Source organism: Enterobacter cloacae complex sp. P29RS (assembly GCF_014893445.1).
Taxonomy (GTDB): Bacteria; Pseudomonadota; Gammaproteobacteria; order Enterobacterales; family Enterobacteriaceae; genus Enterobacter; species Enterobacter intestinihominis.
The window spans coordinates 209843-227889 of record NZ_JADBPZ010000003.1 but is presented as its reverse complement, the minus strand read 5'-3'; the positions used below and the strand labels follow the sequence as shown (position 1 = coordinate 227889).

The 18047-nt window shown below is 59.1% G+C and carries 15 protein-coding genes; 4 read left to right on the top strand and 11 right to left on the bottom strand.

Features of this window, described 5'->3' with window-relative positions; translation table 11 throughout:
* Window positions 1-119: 119 nt before the first annotated feature.
* The 4 genes from IM282_RS03945 to IM282_RS03930 all read right to left on the bottom strand — a co-directional run bounded on the left by IM282_RS03945 (window position 120) and on the right by IM282_RS03930 (window position 2224).
* Window positions 120-815, bottom strand: coding sequence for a helix-turn-helix transcriptional regulator (locus tag IM282_RS03945; RefSeq protein WP_063202092.1), 696 nt, complete (start codon window positions 813-815; stop codon window positions 120-122).
* Complete coding sequence (locus IM282_RS03940; protein WP_048966087.1) at window positions 790-1185, bottom strand: amino acid-binding protein; 396 nt, start codon at window positions 1183-1185, stop codon at window positions 790-792. The genes IM282_RS03945 and IM282_RS03940 overlap by 26 nt, the downstream gene beginning before the upstream one ends.
* Window positions 1178-1501 carry an antibiotic biosynthesis monooxygenase gene (locus IM282_RS03935; RefSeq protein WP_192970157.1) on the bottom strand — a complete coding sequence of 108 codons (324 nt, stop codon included), beginning with the start codon at window positions 1499-1501 and terminating at the stop codon, window positions 1178-1180. The genes IM282_RS03940 and IM282_RS03935 overlap by 8 nt, the downstream gene beginning before the upstream one ends.
* Before the next feature lie 243 nt (window positions 1502-1744).
* A complete protein-coding gene (locus tag IM282_RS03930; protein ID WP_022646934.1) occupies window positions 1745-2224 on the bottom strand; it encodes a carboxymuconolactone decarboxylase family protein in 480 nt (159 codons plus the stop codon).
* A 101-nt stretch (window positions 2225-2325) separates the two neighbouring features.
* Between IM282_RS03930 and IM282_RS03925 the strand changes: the two genes are divergently transcribed.
* Entirely contained in the window at window positions 2326-3714 is a 1389-nt protein-coding gene (locus IM282_RS03925) for a PLP-dependent aminotransferase family protein (RefSeq protein WP_154051873.1), read from the top strand.
* An 85-nt stretch (window positions 3715-3799) separates the two neighbouring features.
* On the opposite strand, the gene IM282_RS03920 is transcribed toward IM282_RS03925, so the two are convergent.
* Window positions 3800-3961, bottom strand: coding sequence for a DUF1127 domain-containing protein (locus IM282_RS03920; RefSeq protein WP_003863073.1), 162 nt, complete (start codon window positions 3959-3961; stop codon window positions 3800-3802).
* Window positions 3962-4137: 176 nt separating this feature from the next.
* Between IM282_RS03920 and IM282_RS03915 the strand changes: the two genes are divergently transcribed.
* Entirely contained in the window at window positions 4138-5553 is a 1416-nt protein-coding gene (locus tag IM282_RS03915) for a PLP-dependent aminotransferase family protein (RefSeq protein WP_023305386.1), read from the top strand.
* Window positions 5554-5655: 102 nt separating this feature from the next.
* Here IM282_RS03915 and foxA read toward each other — a convergent pair whose 3' ends face one another.
* The 3 genes from foxA to IM282_RS03900 form a co-directional block, all read right to left on the bottom strand.
* On the bottom strand, window positions 5656-7764 hold the full coding sequence (foxA, locus tag IM282_RS03910; RefSeq protein ID WP_192970161.1) for a ferrioxamine B receptor FoxA: 2109 nt from the start codon (window positions 7762-7764) through the stop codon (window positions 5656-5658).
* A 121-nt stretch (window positions 7765-7885) separates the two neighbouring features.
* Window positions 7886-8839: an AraC family transcriptional regulator gene (locus tag IM282_RS03905; protein WP_022646930.1), complete on the bottom strand. Its 954-nt coding sequence runs from the start codon at window positions 8837-8839 to the stop codon at window positions 7886-7888.
* Between the two features lie 138 nt (window positions 8840-8977).
* Window positions 8978-9211 carry a DUF2171 domain-containing protein gene (locus IM282_RS03900; protein WP_003863067.1) on the bottom strand — a complete coding sequence of 78 codons (234 nt, stop codon included), beginning with the start codon at window positions 9209-9211 and terminating at the stop codon, window positions 8978-8980.
* Between the two features lie 219 nt (window positions 9212-9430).
* On the opposite strand from IM282_RS03900, the gene IM282_RS03895 reads away from it, so the two are divergent.
* Window positions 9431-9616 carry a hypothetical protein gene (locus tag IM282_RS03895; protein ID WP_010427252.1) on the top strand — a complete coding sequence of 62 codons (186 nt, stop codon included), beginning with the start codon at window positions 9431-9433 and terminating at the stop codon, window positions 9614-9616.
* Window positions 9617-9654: 38 nt separating this feature from the next.
* Here the strand turns inward: IM282_RS03895 and IM282_RS03890 are convergent, their stop codons facing one another.
* Both IM282_RS03890 and IM282_RS03885 read right to left on the bottom strand, forming a co-directional pair.
* Window positions 9655-10776: a cupin domain-containing protein gene (locus IM282_RS03890; RefSeq protein ID WP_192970156.1), complete on the bottom strand. Its 1122-nt coding sequence runs from the start codon at window positions 10774-10776 to the stop codon at window positions 9655-9657.
* A 134-nt stretch (window positions 10777-10910) separates the two neighbouring features.
* Window positions 10911-11516 carry an ATP-dependent Clp protease proteolytic subunit gene (locus tag IM282_RS03885; RefSeq protein WP_022646928.1) on the bottom strand — a complete coding sequence of 202 codons (606 nt, stop codon included), beginning with the start codon at window positions 11514-11516 and terminating at the stop codon, window positions 10911-10913.
* Window positions 11517-11834: 318 nt separating this feature from the next.
* On the opposite strand from IM282_RS03885, the gene IM282_RS03880 reads away from it, so the two are divergent.
* A complete protein-coding gene (locus IM282_RS03880; RefSeq protein ID WP_022646926.1) occupies window positions 11835-12452 on the top strand; it encodes a response regulator transcription factor in 618 nt (205 codons plus the stop codon).
* 3 nt (window positions 12453-12455) lie between these two features.
* On the opposite strand, the gene IM282_RS03875 is transcribed toward IM282_RS03880, so the two are convergent.
* Window positions 12456-18041: an ATP-binding sensor histidine kinase gene (locus IM282_RS03875; RefSeq protein ID WP_192970155.1), complete on the bottom strand. Its 5586-nt coding sequence runs from the start codon at window positions 18039-18041 to the stop codon at window positions 12456-12458.
* Window positions 18042-18047 lie beyond the last annotated feature (6 nt).

The window sequence follows — 18047 nt, the reverse complement described above, 5'->3', positions numbered from 1 at the left end:
TCGCTGACAGCCCTCAGTCATTTAGAAAGCAACTTTATTGCTTCTGCATAAAAAAATTACTGGGGATCCCTCAGCCCACAGGGAGAGGGGCAGAGTGAGGGCACAGCCCGCAGCGGAGTTTAGCGGCTAAAATGTCTGGAGATGGCGCCCTGTCCTGAAGCCGTCACAACCACCTCCCTGTACCCCGCCACCCGCTGGATCCACCCTTTGCTTTCCAGATAAAGAAGCAGCGCTGCGCCGGCTTCGCCTCCGAGATGAAACCGCCGCTCGCTCCAGTCCAGGCAGGCGCAGCACGCTTTTCGGCGCGAATGAGCGCTTAACGAAACGCCGAGCTTCAGAAACTGCTCCCGACCATACGGCGTGAGCGCTGAACCGTCTGCCTCCAGCCAGCCTGCTGCCTGCATGAAATCGTAGATCTGCACCGCCACCGCGCCCGCCAGATGGTCATAGCAGGTCCGCGCCTCCCGCATGGCTTTCGGCGCGGTAGTTTCCGGCGGGGTAATGCGGCGCCAGGAGAGCCCCATCATCTGTTCCACCAGCGCCGCCACGTCGTGCCCGGCAAGACGATAATAACGATGCCGCCCTTGCGACAGGCAGGTAATTAGCTGCCCTTCAACCAGCCGGGCAAGATGCCCGCTGGCGGTCGACGGCGCAACGTCTGCCGCCGCACTCAGTTCGGTGGCCGTCCACGCTCGCCCGTCCATTAGTGCACAGAGCATTTTCACGCGCGACGGATCGGCCATTGCAGCCGCTACAGCGGCAATGGCCTTTTCCAGCATCGCGCTGTTATCAGAGGGTAAGCTCGTCTTTAACATTTGTCGCCCAGGGTGTGGTGATCTCAGCGGCCAGCTTATCATCATCCGTCAGCAGAATAAGGTGATTCGCGTGGTCGCTGTACTGAGTCAGGATAGACACGCCCTTTGCGGCCAGCGCCGCCGCTATCTCGCCCAGCTCGCCAGGACGCTCCTGCTTAAGCTTTCTGATCACCGGCTTTCGCAGCGCCTGCACGGTAAACCCGGCGTCGAGCAGCACAAGGCGGGCTTTTTCCCCGTCCTCCACCAGGAAATGGGCATCCGTACCGAAAACGCCGCCCCCCTCCAGCCCCACGCCGTTGCGGCCTAACAGCTGTCCAAAGCGCGCCAGCTCGCCGGGCCTGTCGCTAAAAATCACGTGAACGTCATACATCCGCGTGCCCTCCCGTTTCGGAGCTGTACTCCCGCACCAGCTGCGCCACGCGAATACGGTAGAAAGAAAAAATCGACTCCCGGCCTTCGGCCTGCGCGGCCTGATGGAAGACATTCTGCTTCCAGCGGCGGACGGCCTCTTCATCCCGCCACCAGGAAAGGGACAGGATTTTGCCGTCGATGCTCAGGCTCTTAAAACGTTCTATATCAATAAAGCCGTCGATGTCCGCCAGCAAAGGCTTGAGTTCAGCGGCAAGCTGCAGATAGCGCGCCTGATGATGAGGCTCCGCTTTGGCTTCAAAAAGGACTGCGATCATGGGTGTCTCTCCGTTGTGAGGGTGTGGAGAGAATGCAGGAGGAAAAACCACAATGCTTCGGTATGGAGCGAAGTGTTTGCCGGATGGCGCTGCGCTTATCCGGCCTACGGGCTCATGTAGGCCCGGTAAGCGTAGCGCCACCGGGCAGGGTTTAACCCACCATCGACTTCGACTCCATAAACGCCCCAATCCCCCACTCGCCTGGATTACGGGCGCTGGTGGCGATGATCCGCGAGCGCGGAATTATTCCAGGTTAGCCTTGTTCAGACCGTAAGCCGCATCCAGCGCGCCCGGCTCCATGCGGGAGGTAATGCCCAGACGGTTCCAGGCGTTGATCGCTACGATGGCGAAGTTCAGCTCTGAAATCTCGACATCCGAGAAGTGCTCCGCCACGCTGCGGTACAGCGCATCGCTCACGCCATGTACGCCAATCTGGGTCAGCGCTTCGGTGAAGGCCAGCGCCGCTTTTTCACGGGCGCTAAACAGCGGGGACTCGCGCCAGGCCGCCAGATGGTACAGGCGCAGCTCGCGCTCACCGGCGATTTTAGCCTCTTTCGAGTGCATATCCAGACAGAAGGTGCAGCCGTTCAGCTGCGATACGCGAATGTCGATAAGGTGCTTAAGCGCCGGGTCGATGGAGGTTTTCGCCACCTCCATGCTCAGGGCAGAAAGCGCGTTGGCAAGTGCAGGTGTGGCTTTGTGGTGGTTTACGCGGGTGCTCATTGTCTTTCCTCTTTTTGTGCCGTTTTTTTCATGCGATAAGGCAAATCTACGCCGTTAATGACATAGTAAAAAGACACAAAAAGCGTGAAATGAGGTAGGACATGAAGCCGGGCTATCATGAGATTTATTCCCGCTATCGCGACAACATCACGCGCGGCGTGCTGAAGCCGGGCGATAAAGTGCCTGCCATCCGCGTGCTGGCCGAAGAACTGAAGGTGGCGCGTAAAACCGTTGAAACAGCCTATGCCATTCTGACGGGCGAAGGGTATCTGGTAAGCCAGGGCGCGCGCGGGACGCGGGTGAACCCGGATCTTCTGCTGCCCGCGCAACACGCCCCCACAGAACAAGCGACCGGCACGCTGCCGGCGTCGTTGATTAGCCAGCGCGAACGGGCCGGTTTTCTGCGCCCCGGCATTCCGGCGCTCGACAGCTTCCCCTATAAAAAATGGCTGCTGCTGGCGGGCCAGGCGACGCGCGCCATGCGTCAGGATGAAATGCTCAACCCGCCGGTGCTGGGCTGGTATCCGCTGCGCGAGGCGATTGCCCGCTATCTCAATATCTCGCGCGGGTTATCCTGCACCGCCGAACAGGTACTGATCACCAGCGGCTACAGCGGCAGCCTGCGCCTGATCCTTGACACGCTTGCCAGCCGCAGCGACAAGGTGGTGTTTGAGGATCCGGGCTATTTTATGGGCCAGCAGCTGCTCAAGCGGATCGTGCCCCGCCTGCACACCGTGCCGGTTGATCGCTGCGGCATCGATACGGACTACCTGCTCCGTCATCATCGCGACGCGCGTTTTGCCATCGTTACCCCGTCGCATCAGAGTCCGCTGGCGGTGACGCTCTCACTGCCGCGCAAGCAGCAGCTGCTCGACTGGGCGTCACAAAACGAGGCGTGGATTATCGAAGACGATTACGACGGGGAATTTCACTATACCCGCAAAGTGCTGCCGTCGATGAAAAGCCTCGACCAGCATGACAGGGTGATCTTTATGGGCACCTTCAGCAAAACCATCATGCCTTCACTGCGCATGGGCTACGTGGTGATGCCCGCCAGCACCGTCGGGACCTTTACCGACTGCGCGGACATTACCACCAGCGGCCAGCCGGTGCTGACGCAAAAAATCCTCACCGCATTTCTCAACGAAGGGCATTTTTTTCGTCATCTGAAAAAGATGCGCGCCCTGTATCAGATCCGCCGCGACTGGATGATTGCCGCCCTGGGTGAGGTCTATGGTGACCTGTTCTTCACCGAGCAAAACGACGGTGGAATGCATATTGTCGCGTTCCTCGCAAAGGGAAGCGCTGACCGGGAGATTGCCCGCTGCTGGCAGGAACAGCAACTACAGGTTAATGCGCTGTCGGAGTGGTATCGCGGGTCGGGCAAACGCTACGGGCTGGTGATGGGCTATAACAACGTGCGGTCATATCAGGAGGCGGTTGAGCTGCTGGAAAGGCCGAAACGGCAGACGCTTGCGCTGTTGAGTTGAAAACCGCCGGGTGGCGGCTGCGCCTTACCCGGCCTACGGTCTCCTGTAGGCCCGGTAAGCGTAGCGCCACCGGGCAACCCTATGCTTACACATCATATCGTGATAACCCAACGTCCTTGAGCTGCTCGTCGCTCATCTGGCTCAGAATGCGGCGGGTACGGTTGATGCGATACCAGTTACGCAGCGTTTTCGCTACCCAGACAAACGCGATAAACGGACGTTTTGAACGATTCTCGTAGAATTCCATGATGCTCTCCTCGCTGTGCCAGTGGGGTTATCATCATGGAAAACGGCCAGTACAATACAGATTCAAAAACTGCTTTTGTTTACCATACAGATCCGCTAAAACGGTATCTGCATGGCGTTTTACCCCCCAGTCTGTACTGGTTTAATAATCTGTATGGTGAAAACAAAGGATACAGCATGACGCGCTATCAACATCTGGCCAACCTACTGGCGGAACGTATCGAACAAGGGCTGTATCGCAGCGGCGAACGTCTGCCGTCGGTACGCACGCTGAGCCAGGAACACGGCGTGAGTATCAGCACCATACAGCAGGCCTACCAGATCCTCGAAAATCTCCAGCTGATCACGCCCCAGCCGCGCTCCGGCTATTTTGTCTCGAAACGCAAAGCGCAGCCGCCCGTACCGGCGATGACGCGCCCGGTGCAGCGCCCCGTGGACGTCACCCAGTGGGATGAGGTGATGATGCTGCTGGACGCCCGCGCCGACAAAGAGATGATCTCCTTTGGCGGCGGCTCGCCGGACATCAACCAGCCGAGCCTGAAGCCGCTGTGGCGCGAGATGAGCCGCATTGCGCAGCATAACCCCGGCGAAATGCTGAGCTATGACGTGCTCGATGGTCGTCTGGAGCTGCGCGAGCAGATCGCCCGCCTGATGCTGGACGGCGGCTCCACCGTGGCGGCAAACGAGATTGTGATCACCAACGGCTGCCACGGCGCGCTGTCGATCGCCCTGCTCTCGGTGTGCAAGCCGGGGGACATCGTGGCGGTCGAGTCGCCGTCGTTTCATGGCACCATGCAGATGCTGCGCGGCTTCGACATCAAGGCGATTGAAATACCTACCGATCCCGAGACCGGGATCAGCATCGAGGCGTTAGAGCTGGCGCTGGAGCAGTGGCCGATCAAAGCGGTGATCCTGGTCCCCAACTGCAATAACCCGCTCGGGTTTATCATGCCGGAAGCGCGTAAAAAGCAGGTGCTGGCGCTCGCCCAGCGGCACGATATTGTGATTGTGGAGGATGATATCTACGGCGAGCTGGCCGCAGAGTACCCGCGCCCGCGCACCATTCACTCGATGGACATTGATGGCCGCGTGATCCTCTGCAGCTCCTTTACCAAAACCGTGGCGCCCGGGCTGCGCGTCGGCTGGATTGTGCCGGGGCGCTATTACGACCGGGTGATGCACATGAAATACGCCGCGGGCGGGTTTAACGTGCCGGGCACGCAGATGGCGGTGGCGGCGTTTATTCGCGACGGTCATTACCATCGCCACGTGCGGCGCATGCGCCAGATTTATCAGCAGAATATGGAGACCTACACCTGCTGGGTGCGGCAGTATTTTCCGGCAGAAATATGCGTTACCCGCCCGCAGGGCAGCTTCCTGCTGTGGGTCGAGCTGCCGGAGATGGTCGACATGGTGTGCGTCAGCAAGCAGCTGTGCCGTCTGAAGATCCAGGCTGCGGCCGGGTCGCTGTTTTCCGCCTCCGGTAAGTACCGCAACTGTCTGCGGATCAACGTGGCGCTGCCGCCGACGGATAAACATCGCGAGGCGTTGAAAAAGATGGGTGAGGCGATTGTGATTGCGATGGAGGGGTAGTGCGGCCTGTTGCCCTCACCCCGGCCCTCTCCCACAGGGAGAGGGTGAAAACCGATCCCGTAGGCCCGGTAAGCGCAGCGCCACCGGGCATTGGCTAACGACTCAGAATGTCCACGAAACGCTGCCGACAATGCTGCGCTCTGCACCGAAGTAGCAGTAAGAGAGCGAGTTACACGCCGCAACGTAGCTTTTGTCCGTCAGGTTATTGACGTTCAACTGCGCGCTCACGCCCGTGAGCCCCACTTTCGACAGGTCATACCCCACGACCATATCCACCAGGGTGTATGACGGTAGCGTATGGGTGTTCTGACGATCGCTGGCGATCCCGTTGACATAGCGCACGCCGGAGCCGACGGTCAGGCCGTCCAGCGGGCCGCTTTTGACGTCGTAGCTCAGCCAGGCGCTGGCCATGTTACGCGGGGCATAGACGGCGCGCTTGCCCTCCTCTTCCGGGCTGCTCTTCTTGTAGCGAATATCCGTATAGGTGTAGGCCGCCTGCATGCGCAGGCTGTCGGTCAGCTGTCCAATCGCCTCCAGCTCAACGCCTTCGGATTCGATTTCACCGATGGAACGGTACGGATCGGTCGGCTCCTCTTTAGTGGCAATGTTCTTCTGGTTGATGCGGAACACCGAGGCGCTGAACTGGCTGTTCATCCCCTCCGGCTCATACTTCACGCCCGCTTCCCACTGCTTGCCCTTCATCGGATCCAGGATATTCCCCTGCTCGTCGGCAAAGCTGGTCGGCGTAAAGGCGGTGGAGTAACTGACGTACGGCGCGACGCCGTTATCAAACAGATACAGCAGCGCCGCGCGGCTGCTGAAGTTGTTTTTATCCAGATCGCTGCGGGTATGGTTGAAGTTGTCGACGTTCGACACGCTTACCTGGTCGTAACGCCCACCCAGCGTGAGGCGCCAGCGGTCAATGGACATCTGATCCTGCAGGTAGTAGCCGGTCTGGCGCAGCTTATGCTTTTCCCTGCTGTACTGGGTGATGTAGTCCGGCTTCGCGCCATAAGCAGGATGGAAAGCGTCAATCGGCGGGAAGCCGCCGTAGTAGCCGGTGACGTTGTTGGTGCGGTCCTGGTAGTCCATGCCGATCAGCACGCGGTGGTTCACCTCGCCGGTATCGAAGCTGCCGTCGACCTGGTTATCCAGGGTGATGGCGTTCATCTTCTCGTCGGAGCCGGAATAGCCGCGGTTCAGCTCGGTGTCGTTCAGCCAGCCTGCGGCATACACCTGGTTCAGCTCGACTTTGGTGTGCAGGTAGCGCAGCTTCTGACGCACGGCCCAGCCGCTGTCAAACAGGTGCTCAATGTTATAGCCGACCATGTTTTCCCGACGATCGTACTTGTCGTAATCGTCCTCGCCCTCGAAGAAGGTGTTGGAGATTTTCTTACCGCTGTGCGGTACAACGGTGCCCTCATATGGCAGGCCGGAGTGGCTGCCGCCTTCCGGATCGCGGTGCAGGTAGGCCATCAGATCCAGACGGGTGCTGTCGGTGATACGCCAGGTCAGGCTCGGCATCAGCGCGTAACGCTCTTCTTTGAGCGGATCGAACTGGGAATCAGCATAGCGGGTCATCCCGCTGAGGCGCACCGCCACGCGGTCGTTATCATCAACCGGGCCGGTCACGTCGAACATCGCCCCGCGCTGGTTATTGTTACCGGCGAAGAGCTTGATCTCCCCGCCCGGATCGAACGATGGCTTACGGGAGGTGAGCGCCACGATGCCGCCCGGCGATGAGCGACCGTACAGCACGGAGGCCGGGCCGCGCACGACTTCGATACTGTCCAGGAACCACGGATCAACCACCAGCGAGCTGTGGGAATTGGTGTCGCCCATCATCTTCAGTCCGTCGAGGTAGACGTTGTCCAGGCTGCCGTCCGAGAAGCCGCGCAGCACCATGTAGTCGAAGCGGTTTGATGCCCCGATCTGGTTGCTGTAGACCCCCGGCGTGTAGCTCACGGCCTGACGCACGCTGGTTGCGCCCTGCTCTTCGAACTGCTCGCGGGTGACGATAGAGACCGATTGCGGGGTTTCAATATCCGGCGTTTCAAGCTTGGTGGCCGCAGACTGCATCTGCGAGGTCACCACCACGGTGTCAGTTTTTTGGGCATCCTGCGCCAGTAAAGGAAAAGCGACGCTACCGGTAACCCATCCCACCAGCAGTGCCAGACGCGATTTAGCAAACATAACCCTCTCCAGAGATATTTCTTATTGTTAATAAGAATTATTACCTTTTTGAGGGTGCAAACAGCTATGCGCGCCGCCAGGTTATGTATGCGCGATGCTAAACCGCACGGGATACGTTCGCGCGATGGACAAAATTACGTTAGCGGAGTTTGCGCACGTCACCCGGTGAAATCCCGTAATGACGACGAAACGCGGTGGCGAAGTTGGTGGCATGCTGATACCCGCACATCCAGGCGGCCTGCTGTACGCTATGGCCTTCCAGCAGATAGCGACGCGCCAGCGCAAGGCGACAGTCGCGGAGATAATCGAAGAGTGTGCAGCCGTAGCGTTGACGGAACTTGCTGCGCAGGCTGCTTGGGCTCATGGCAGCAAGGGCTGCCAGCTGCGCGAGTGTATGGTCACGTTCAGGAGACTGTTCCAGCAGGCACCGGACGCGTTCCAGACGCGCATGCTCAGGGCGGCTCGGGCAGGGCAGCTGGCACTGGTTCAGGCCGTGGCCGAGCAGCTGGTACATGAGCCCCTCCAGCAACAGCTTACGCGAGAGCACGCTTCCCCCCTGCCGCTGTGCATGCTGAATGCCTGACATCACAAACTCGGGAACGTGCCAGACAAACGCGGGGGTATTCAGGCTTTGCCATTCCAGCAGCAGCGACTCAAGCAGGGCTTCACGTCCGGCATCGTGCGGGTACACGCCAAACGAGAGCGTTTTCAGCGTGCTGTCAGCATCGTGACGCGCGCTCATCACCTGATCTTCACTCAGACGGGAGCTGAACGCCATGCCCGGGCGGACGGGATAATCGATACCATTGAGCGTGAGCGTCACGCACCCTTCCAGCACCACCAGCATATAAAGCGGGCTGCTGTGGCGAGAGGTGGTTTCATAGGGCTGTAATACACGTACGTCGGAATGGGTCAGTGAAATGCCGGACGAGAGCGTCATCTCTTCAACATTCCCCTGCAACACGGGGCTGCCGCTGACCTGCTCATCTTTTAGCTGCGGGAAACGGTAGTCGATGCCGTAGCGCTCGCCGAATATTTGAAAATCCTCAACAAAAAATATGCGCTTCGCTGATGTATTTTCACTCTGGAGCATAATTCGGAGCCTGCATCGGGGAAAGGACAGGCAAAACAGTACCATTCATTTGCCATGGCAGCAATCACCGGGCGCAGACACTATTACGCTCCGGACGAAGCCGGAGCGAAGGCGTATATTTCTTTACGAGAAATATATTTATGCTTCCTGCCACTCAGCAAAAACCTCTTTATGGTTTTTGGTCAGGACAACTTTATTATCTTCGACCTTATCGACCCAGCCGAGAGGAATAAAGTGGTGCTTGCCGCCTGATTCCGGGTCGCTCTTTGCAAGCTTGATACGCTCACCATCAAGATGGTCCACAACCCCGACATGCGTTCCGCAGCTGGCGACAACCTGAGTGTGATCCTTAATTGCGCTTTTATCTACCATATTCATTCTCCTGTTTCGGTTATTTGCCTGTTGCACGAAATTAACTGTAGCGCATAAATTCGGACCTGAAATGCGTATTAGCATTTTGAAACATCATTGACAGAACCGAATACTATGTCTATTTAGCGCCGAATTGAAAAAATAAGAATAAGATTAATTATTAGCGACTGATTATTTCCCGTTCATAATTAAAGTATCGCAACCAACGAGGAGGTATTTATGACGATTCGCAACAATCGGACAGAAATTTCGCTGGCTCTTGGTGAAGCGGTCTTAGACATCGTGCAAAAAGGCCATGAGGTATCGCGAGAAAATCTCGCCCAGGCGATGAAAATCAAAGCGGAAAAAGAGCGCGACGATGAGCGGCTTCTGAACTACTGGAAGGCCTGTAATATGCTGGTTTGAACGTAGCGGCGTTTAGTCTGACTAAACGCCGCTGTCTGTTACTCGTCGAAGTACCAGTATCCCTGGTTAATCAATCCGGTCAACTCTTCCACAAACGCCGGATTATTCAGCGCTACACCCAGCTCGGCCTGGCCGAGCTGGGTGTAGCGGGACAGCGCGTCCGCCCCGTTCACATCCGCCGTCTCCAGCTGTTCGCTGTTGATAAAGAAGCTGCCGTTGACGTTCAGCACGCGCAGCCCGCTCAGGCGTGAAAGCGTTTCGCCCCCTTGCAGCGCGTCGAGCACCTCGTCTGCGGAATACGGCGGCTCGGCGGCGGCAATATCCAGCTCGTGACGCGGCGTGGAGACGAAGCTGCCGAACCATTTTGTAAAATCATCCGGCTTGCTAATCATGTCGATCATCATCTGGCGAATGCGATCGAGCTCGTACTGCTCCACGCGGCCCGGGTGTTCGCGGCAGGTCAGATCCGGATCGCTGTAGTGCTCGCCACCCAGATCGTTTTCCAGCGCGTAATCGGCAAAGCTGCTAATCAGATCGCGACCGTTCGGCCCGCGGAAACCGACAGAGTAGTTGAGCGCGGTTTCATGGGTGAAGCCGTCATGCGGGAATCCAGGCGGAATATAAAGGATATCGCCCGGGGCCAGATCTTCGTCAATGATTGGCTCAAACGGATCGACGTGCAGCAGGGCCGGATGCGGACAGAACTGACGCATCGGCAGCTTGTCACCCACGCGCCAGCGACGGCTACCCATCCCCTGAATAATAAACACATCGTACTGATCGATATGCGGCCCAACGCCGCCGCCCGGGACGGAGAAGGAGATCATCAGGTCATCGAGACGCCAGTCCGGCAGGACGCGGAACGGACACACCAGCTCTGCGGCGGGCATATGCCAGTGGTTCACCGCCTGCGCCAGCAGAGACCAGCCGGTTTCACCGAGGTTATCGAAATGCTCAAACGGGCCATTGCTCGCCTGCCACTTGCCGTTAGCATGGCTTACCAGGCGGCTATCGACTTCCGGCTCCATCGCCAGACCCGCCAGTTCATCAGGGGTAATGGGGTCGACAAAATTCGGGAAGGCATTTTTCAGCACAACGGGTTGTTTTTGCCAGTATTTCTCAAGAAATTCCGGCCAGTCGAGGTTCAGTTGATACGCCATGGTTAGCACCAGTGAGAGGGGAGACAGGCGCGATTATAGAAGAGACAGCCAGGGGGGAACTTGTCATGGGTCAATCGAGCGCGCGTAGGTCGGGTAAGGCGAAGCCGTCACCCGACGCACGCGCGGGCTAAAACTTAATCCAGGTTCAGCTCGTCATAATGGGTGATCAGTTTGCCCACGATGCCGTAGTCCAGCGCTTCCGCCGGTGACATCCAGAAGTTACGGTCGGTGTCCTTCTTCACTTTCTCCAGCGGCTGGCCGGTGGCGTCAGCAATCAGTTTGTTTACGCGTTCCAGCATGCGGATAATCTCGCGCGCTTCGATTTCGATATCCGTTGCCTGACCGCGCACGCCGCCCAGCGGCTGGTGGATCATAAAGCGGGTATTCGGCAGCGAGTAGCGGTGCTCTTTTTTCGCCGCCAGGAAGATGGTGATCCCGGCGCTTGCCACCCAGCCGGTGCCAATGACGTGCACTTCCGGTCGGATAAACTTAATGAAGTCGTGGATGGTGTCGCCCGCTTCCACGTGGCCGCCCTGGCTGTTGATGTACAGCTTGATCGGATCGTTGCTGACGCTTTGCAGCAGGATCATCTGAGTGATGACTTTCTGGGCCAGCTCCTGGTTGATCTCACCGGAGATGACAATCGAACGGGATTCCAGCAGTTTTTGCTGTAGAGCGCCCGCGCCGCTTGTTCCTTCCGCTTTTTCTTTATCGTCACTGCTTTTCAGTGTGTAGTGCATCGTTATGTCCTCAGCTTGTCGCGCTCAAAATCAGAGTGTAGCCTGTTTTACCCGTCGGCGTCCTCACACAAAACATCGTGGCTCAGGATGAATATCGCCTGTGTCACGCTCTGGCTTCGCAGCAGGAAAGGTCTCTAAAAACAGCGTTCCGATCCTAACCAATTCGCCACATTTTTATTACACTTTCATATCATCTTCATATTGCCGAATGATAATAATTATTAATGTGTTAGTATGAATGAGGATAGCAAACAGTCGCTTACGTTCAAAAAGGCGCATTTTATTCTCGATGGTTTACTGATCACACCGGGGCGGTGAATGGAACACATTGTTTATGTGGTTGATGACGATGACGCAGTCAGGCAGTCCGTTGTTGGGCTGCTGGAATCAGCGGATATACACGCCCTTGGCTTTTCCTCAGCAGAAGCCTTTCTCAGCCATCCCTTTGAGGATTTGCCCTCCTGCGTGATCCTCGATATGCAGATGCCCACGATCACCGGGTTTGATGTCGCAGATGCGCTGAAAGCCAACGGGCGAGAAATACCGATCATTTTTCTCACCGGTCACGGCACTATCCCTATGTCCGTCCGGGCGATCAAAGGCGGGGCCTACGAATTTCTCACTAAACCCGTTGAATCCAGCGCCCTCATTGGCTCTATCGAATCCGCGCTCAGGCTGGCACAGCACAACGCCGCCCGCGTCAAAGAGCACTACGCCCTGAAACAGCGCCACATGTCCCTCACGCCGCGCGAGCATGAGGTGCTTGAGCTTGCCATCAGCGGCAAGCTCAACAAGCAGATCGCCGCCGAGTTGGGCGTCAGTGAGATTACGGTGAAAGTACACCGCCGCCGGGTGATGGAGAAAATGCAGGTCCGCTCCGTGGCCGAGCTGGTCAGGGCCGTCGAGCGCCTGACAAAACATCAGCCAGCGGAATAACCGTTACGCCTCCTGTCCGGCAAGCGGCAACGCGAAGGTAAACACCGTCCCGTACGGCTCTCTGCGGCGCGCGCTCAGTTTTCCCCGGTGCCGTTCAATGATGCTGGCGCTGATGGTCAGCCCCATCCCCATTCCCTGCGCTTTGGTCGAATAGAACGAGTCAAAGATCCGCTCGGTGAGCTCCGGCTCAATGCCGCTGCCGGTATCGGCGATCTCAAAGATCACCTTCCCTTCGGCGCAGTTCGCGGTGGCGATCGTGATGCAGCACGGGCGATCCGTCACTTCCGCCATCGCTTCCATCGCATTCATCACCAGGTTAAGCAGCACCTGCTGGATCTGCACGCTGTCGCCGATGATAAAGCTGTCGCCAGCGTTCAGGAGATAATCAACGCTTATGTGTCGCAGCTCAAGTTCGCTGCGGGAGAGCATAATAATGTGGTGGATCAGGAAGTGCAGATCGATGCGCGTAAACGTGGGGTCCTGTTTGCGCGTCAGAGATTGAATGCTGCGGATGATCTCCCCTGCCCGCTCGCCCTCGGCGGCGATCTCCTCCAGCCCCTCTCGCACTTTGTCCAGCCGCGCCGGATCGCGGTTGAGCCAGCGCAGGCTCGCGCCGGCGTTCGAGACAATCGACATCAGCGGCTGGTTGATCTCGTGCGCGATCGAGGAGGTGAGTTGCCCGACGGTGGTGGCCCGTGAGACTCGCGCCAGATCCGCCTGCGCCACCCGCATCGCATCTTCCGCCGCCCGCTGGCTGGTGATGTCGGTAATGATGCCGTAATACTCATTCACCTCGCTGCCCACGCCCACCGGATCGCCAATCCCGAGGATGTAGCGAACGGAGCCGTCGGTGCGGATAATGCGAAACTCCGCGCGCATCGACAGCCCGTCACGCACGCTCTGATTAACGAGGTTACCGATCCGGCCATAATCATCCTCATGCACGAAGGTCAAAAACTCCGCCATTGAGATCATCTTTTGCTGCTCCGGCAGGCCAAGAATACGGGCGTACTCTTCGGACATAAACATCAGATCCTGCACCAGCTCCCAGCGCCAGCTGCCGGTATGGCTGATCTGCTCACCCAGCATCAGCGAGGTCTGGCTGGCGCGCAGCTCTTTCTCCACCCGTCGGCGGTGGATGTTTTCCGCCAGCAGCTCGGCGTAAAGCCGCGCCGTCTCCAGCGAAACCGCCGCCTGCGCGCCCAGCAGGCTGACCACGCGCGAATGTTCGGCGGTAAACACTTCCGGCATCAGGCGGTTTTCCAGATACAGCACCCCCACCAGTCGCGCCTGTTTGAACATCGGCACGCACATCACGGCGGCGCCGGACGTCACCAGATAAGGATCCTGGCTGAACGGGTGAAATTCCTCCGGTTTGCCGGTGCGGATCTCCTGCCCGGTGCGGATCACCGCGGCCAGCACCGACAGCGGCATGTCCGTCGCCATCGGTGTCTCTTTCAGGATGTGAACCCGCACCCCGTCGGTGCTGGTCCAGGCGCTGGCTTCGATCTCCGGGATGTGATTATCGCTGACGCGAAGCAGCAGGCCACGCTGCGCCCCGGCCCGTTCAAGCAGCAGCGTCATCAGGTTTTCAATTAAACGCTCGAGGTTGATTTCTTCGGACAAGGCGCGTGAGGCTTTGATGACGCTCTGTAAATCGCGGATCACCTCGTTCTGGGCAAATGCCACGGTGTCGTACGCGCGGCTCTGCCCGGAGGCCAGCAGATGCGGGAAATCCTGCTCCAGCTGACGCACCTTGGCCTGCGCCCCGGCGCGGCCCCAGGCGGCAATCGAACCGCGGAAATGGGCGTCGGAGGCGGTCGGGTAGCCGCAGGCCAGCGAGAAACGCCCTGCCAGCTCGTGGGCCAGGGCATTGATCGGGTTAAACCCGCCCTCCCGCGAGAGCCGCACCGCCTTTTCATACTGCTCCAGCGCGATGCTGTTCATGCCGTCCAGACGGACGATTTCGGCATAAATCAGCGCCTCTTTATCGGCAAACGTGCCCGGATTGATCCGCGCCCAGAGGGCAATTTTGTCGTAATGGTGATGAATACTGCGGCGATAATCCGCCGAGAAGGTCTCCGGCGTGAGCTGGCGGGAGAGCGCCAGCGCGCTGTAAAAATGGTAATCCAGCAGATGGATATGGCCCGGCGCGGACCACGCATACCAGCCCGCCCTCTCTAAATCCGCCTGCGCGTCGGCGTATTCGCCGCAGGTAAAGTGCGCCATCCCGCGATAGAGCCAGTACCAGAACAGCATGGTCGAGGTCTGCTCGGGCGCCTGCTCCGGCGGTGCGGGCAGCAGATCGTCAGGAAGCGCCTGGGCGGCGCTCCATGTGCCCGTCACCGGCGTGCGTAAAAACTCCACGTAGCGGCGCTGAATGTGCAGAACGGTTTCAATGTCCTGATAATCCGTTTTACGCACAAAAGCCAGACCGCGATCGATGCTGGTCAACACGCCGTCCAGATGATCGCCCCGGGAGAGGAAGTTAATGATCTGATGACAGGCCGCGAAGCAGGCCATCGTCATGTCGCCGTGGGTCACCGCCGAGGTAAAGCAGGCCTTGGCGCACTCGATAGTGTACGACAGCGGCTGGGTCCAGACGCTGAGCTGGTCGAGCGGCAGCAGAGTTTTAGCTTCATAGGCATCATAGCCGTGGCGGTTCACCAGCTCGCGAGCCAGCGTGCCGTACTCAAACCCGAGACGGTATTCGGCATAGCGGTGGCCAATCAGCACGCCAAACCAGGCCATCGCCGTGGTGGATGCGCCGGTTATGCCGCGATCGAGCGTGAGGTGCATCATCCGGCACAGGAGTAAAAAGTGCAGGCGCGGGCAGGTAAAGCTGGCGAAAATACTGGCGCTGTAAAGCAGGTTCATTACCGCTTCGGTCTCCGCGCTCTCCATCAGCTTAAGTTGAGTAAACGGGTTCTGCGGCGCGTCGGCGGTGCGTTGACAGAACTGCTGCCAGGCCTCGTCACATTCGGCATTTTCCGGGTAGCGGCTGATCTGGATCCCGAACACGCCCAGCCAGCATAACGACGCCTCCAGCGCCAGGCGGATCTCCGACTGGCGCATATAGACTTCCGCCAGCAGGTTAGCGGCCAGCGCTTTCTCCGTCAGCCCGCCCGGTGAGCCGAGGATCGTATCGCACAGCGCGCGCGTGCGCTCCAGGTGCCCGAGCGCGAACTCACAGCCCGCCTCTTCGATATCCAGCATAAAGTCCGAGACCGGACCCGCGTTCCCCAGCGCTCTGGCGGTCTGGATGTAACTTAAGGCGGAAAGGTAATCGCCGGTACGCTTCGCACGCCGCGCGGCCTGGAGGCTCAGCTCACGGAATCTCTGGCGCTGCGGCGCAGGCTGGATGCAGTCCAGCGCGGCGCTGACGTGGTGAACCGCGCGGAACAGCAGTTCGTTACCCGCCGTCTGCCGCGCGGCATCCGCCAGCAGGCTGGCGGTGGTCAGGTGCAGATGGCTTTTCTCGCCCTCATCCAGCAGGGCAAAGGCGGCTTCCTGCACCCGATCGTGGGTAAAAGCGTACGCTTTCTCCGTCAGCACAATCAGCTGAGCGGTAACCGCCGGATGAAGGGCGTAGCGGATTTCCGCCGCCGACTGCCCCACCACGCGGCACAGCATCTCCAGCTCGCCCGTGCAGCCGAGGCAGGCGATGCTGCCCAGCAGGCGGCGCGTCTCGTCGGGCATCTCCTTGAGCTGTTCAAGCACCAGCGTCACCACGTTCTCGGTGTAATGCCGGGCGCGGATGGCCTGGAGATCGTAATGCCATTTCCCCTGATATTTGTTGTGCACCACCAGTCCGTCATCGACGATGCGGCGGAAAAATTCCTGAACGAACAGCGGGTTGCCGCCGGTTTTTTCATGGATCAGCGTGGCAAGATCGGAGGTACCGGTACTGCGGGCATGAAAAATCCCCCCGAGCCAGCGTGCCACGGCCTTCACCGACAGCGGCTGCGGCACGATCGTCATGGCATGCTGCGCCGCCTCCGGCAGGCTCGCCAGCGCGGTCTGCAAGCTGGGATCAGAAAGCGAACTGAGATCGCGGTGCGCCACCACCACCAGCAACGGGATGGCGCCGCAGGCGCGCAGCAGGTAATCGAGCGTTTGCAGGCTGGCGGCGTCGATCCACTGCACATCATCCAGCAGCAGCACCAGCGGCGCGCCCTGGGTGGCGAAGGTTTTCACCAGCGCCAGCACCATATGGCTGAAGCGCGCCCGCGCGTCGATGGAAAATGTATCCGCAGAGAAACGCGGTTTGTTCTCAAGAAATAAATTCAGCTCCGGCACCAGGCTGACAGCCAGCTCCTCGAAGCCTTCCAGCGCGCGCGACAGACGGATTTTCCACGTCGCCACCTCCCCGGCTGGCAGCCCGAGCAGGTGCAGCGTGAGCGTCCGAAACGCCGAACTCAGCACGCCGTAGGGCAGCGTGGGGGAGTATTGATCGACCTTGCCCACCGCCAGCAGCACCTTGCGCTGTTGCAGCGATTTCAGCGTGGTGGCGATCACGGAAGATTTGCCGATCCCCGACGGACCGCCAATCGTCACCAGTTCCGGCGCACCGCTCTGGCTGACCCGCTCAAACGCGGCGATGACGTCGCTGGCCTGCGGATGCGCAGAGAAAAGCGAATCGGCAAGATGGATCGCCGGAGAGCGATCCTGCTGGCCGGGAATAAAGTCGACGATCTCACCTTCGGCGGTCAGCGTCGCCTGGCAGCGCCTGAGGTCGGCAATCAGCCCGTCGACGGTCTGATAGCGATTCTCCGGATTCTTCTCCAGCAACTTAAGGATAATGGTCGAGAGCATGCCGGGTACGTCCGGACGCACCCGGCCCGGCGCAAGCGGCTCAGAAGCAATGTGGTAATGCGCCCAGTTAGTCTGGTCATCAGCGCTCAGTTCAAACGGCAATCGCCCGGTCAGAAGTTCATAAAGCACGATACCCAGACTGTAGAGATCGCTCCGGCTGTCGACGGCGCGCCGGGTACGCGTGGTGTGTTCCGGTGACATGTAGGCGGGCGTGCCACCAGACGCGGCAAGCCGGGACTGGGAGAATGCGTCGGAAGTGGCGCAGGAAAGACCAAAGCTGCACAGACGGCTGGTGGCGTCGTGATGAACGAAGATCGACCCGGGTTTGATATCGCCGTGGATCAGGTTGTGCAGATGCATCTGGCGCAGGGGACCGCAGATGCGGATCGCCATCTCGATAAAGCGGGCGATCCCGGAAATCGCCTTACCTGCCCGGCACGCCAGCAGTTCAAAGCAGAACGGCGCGTAGACCAGCGCAAAACGTCCGCGGTACTGGGTTGAAGCGACGGGCCGGATAGCCCAGCCGTCATGAAGTCGATCGCGCAGGGCAAACTCGTTTTTAAGCAGCCGCGTTGCCCGCTCCTCTTCTTCATCGCTGACCGCGGTGGCAATAATAAACGAACCGCCGGACTGGGGATGCCGCCCGTTCATCCAGGAGATGCCGCCCTCCTGCGCCAGCACGGTAAAAATAACATCCTCTTTCAGAACAAAAGCCCGCCCTTCATGGAGACTTCCCCGGGCGGGCCAAAATGCAGGCGACGTTTGTTCGTTCATCCGCGA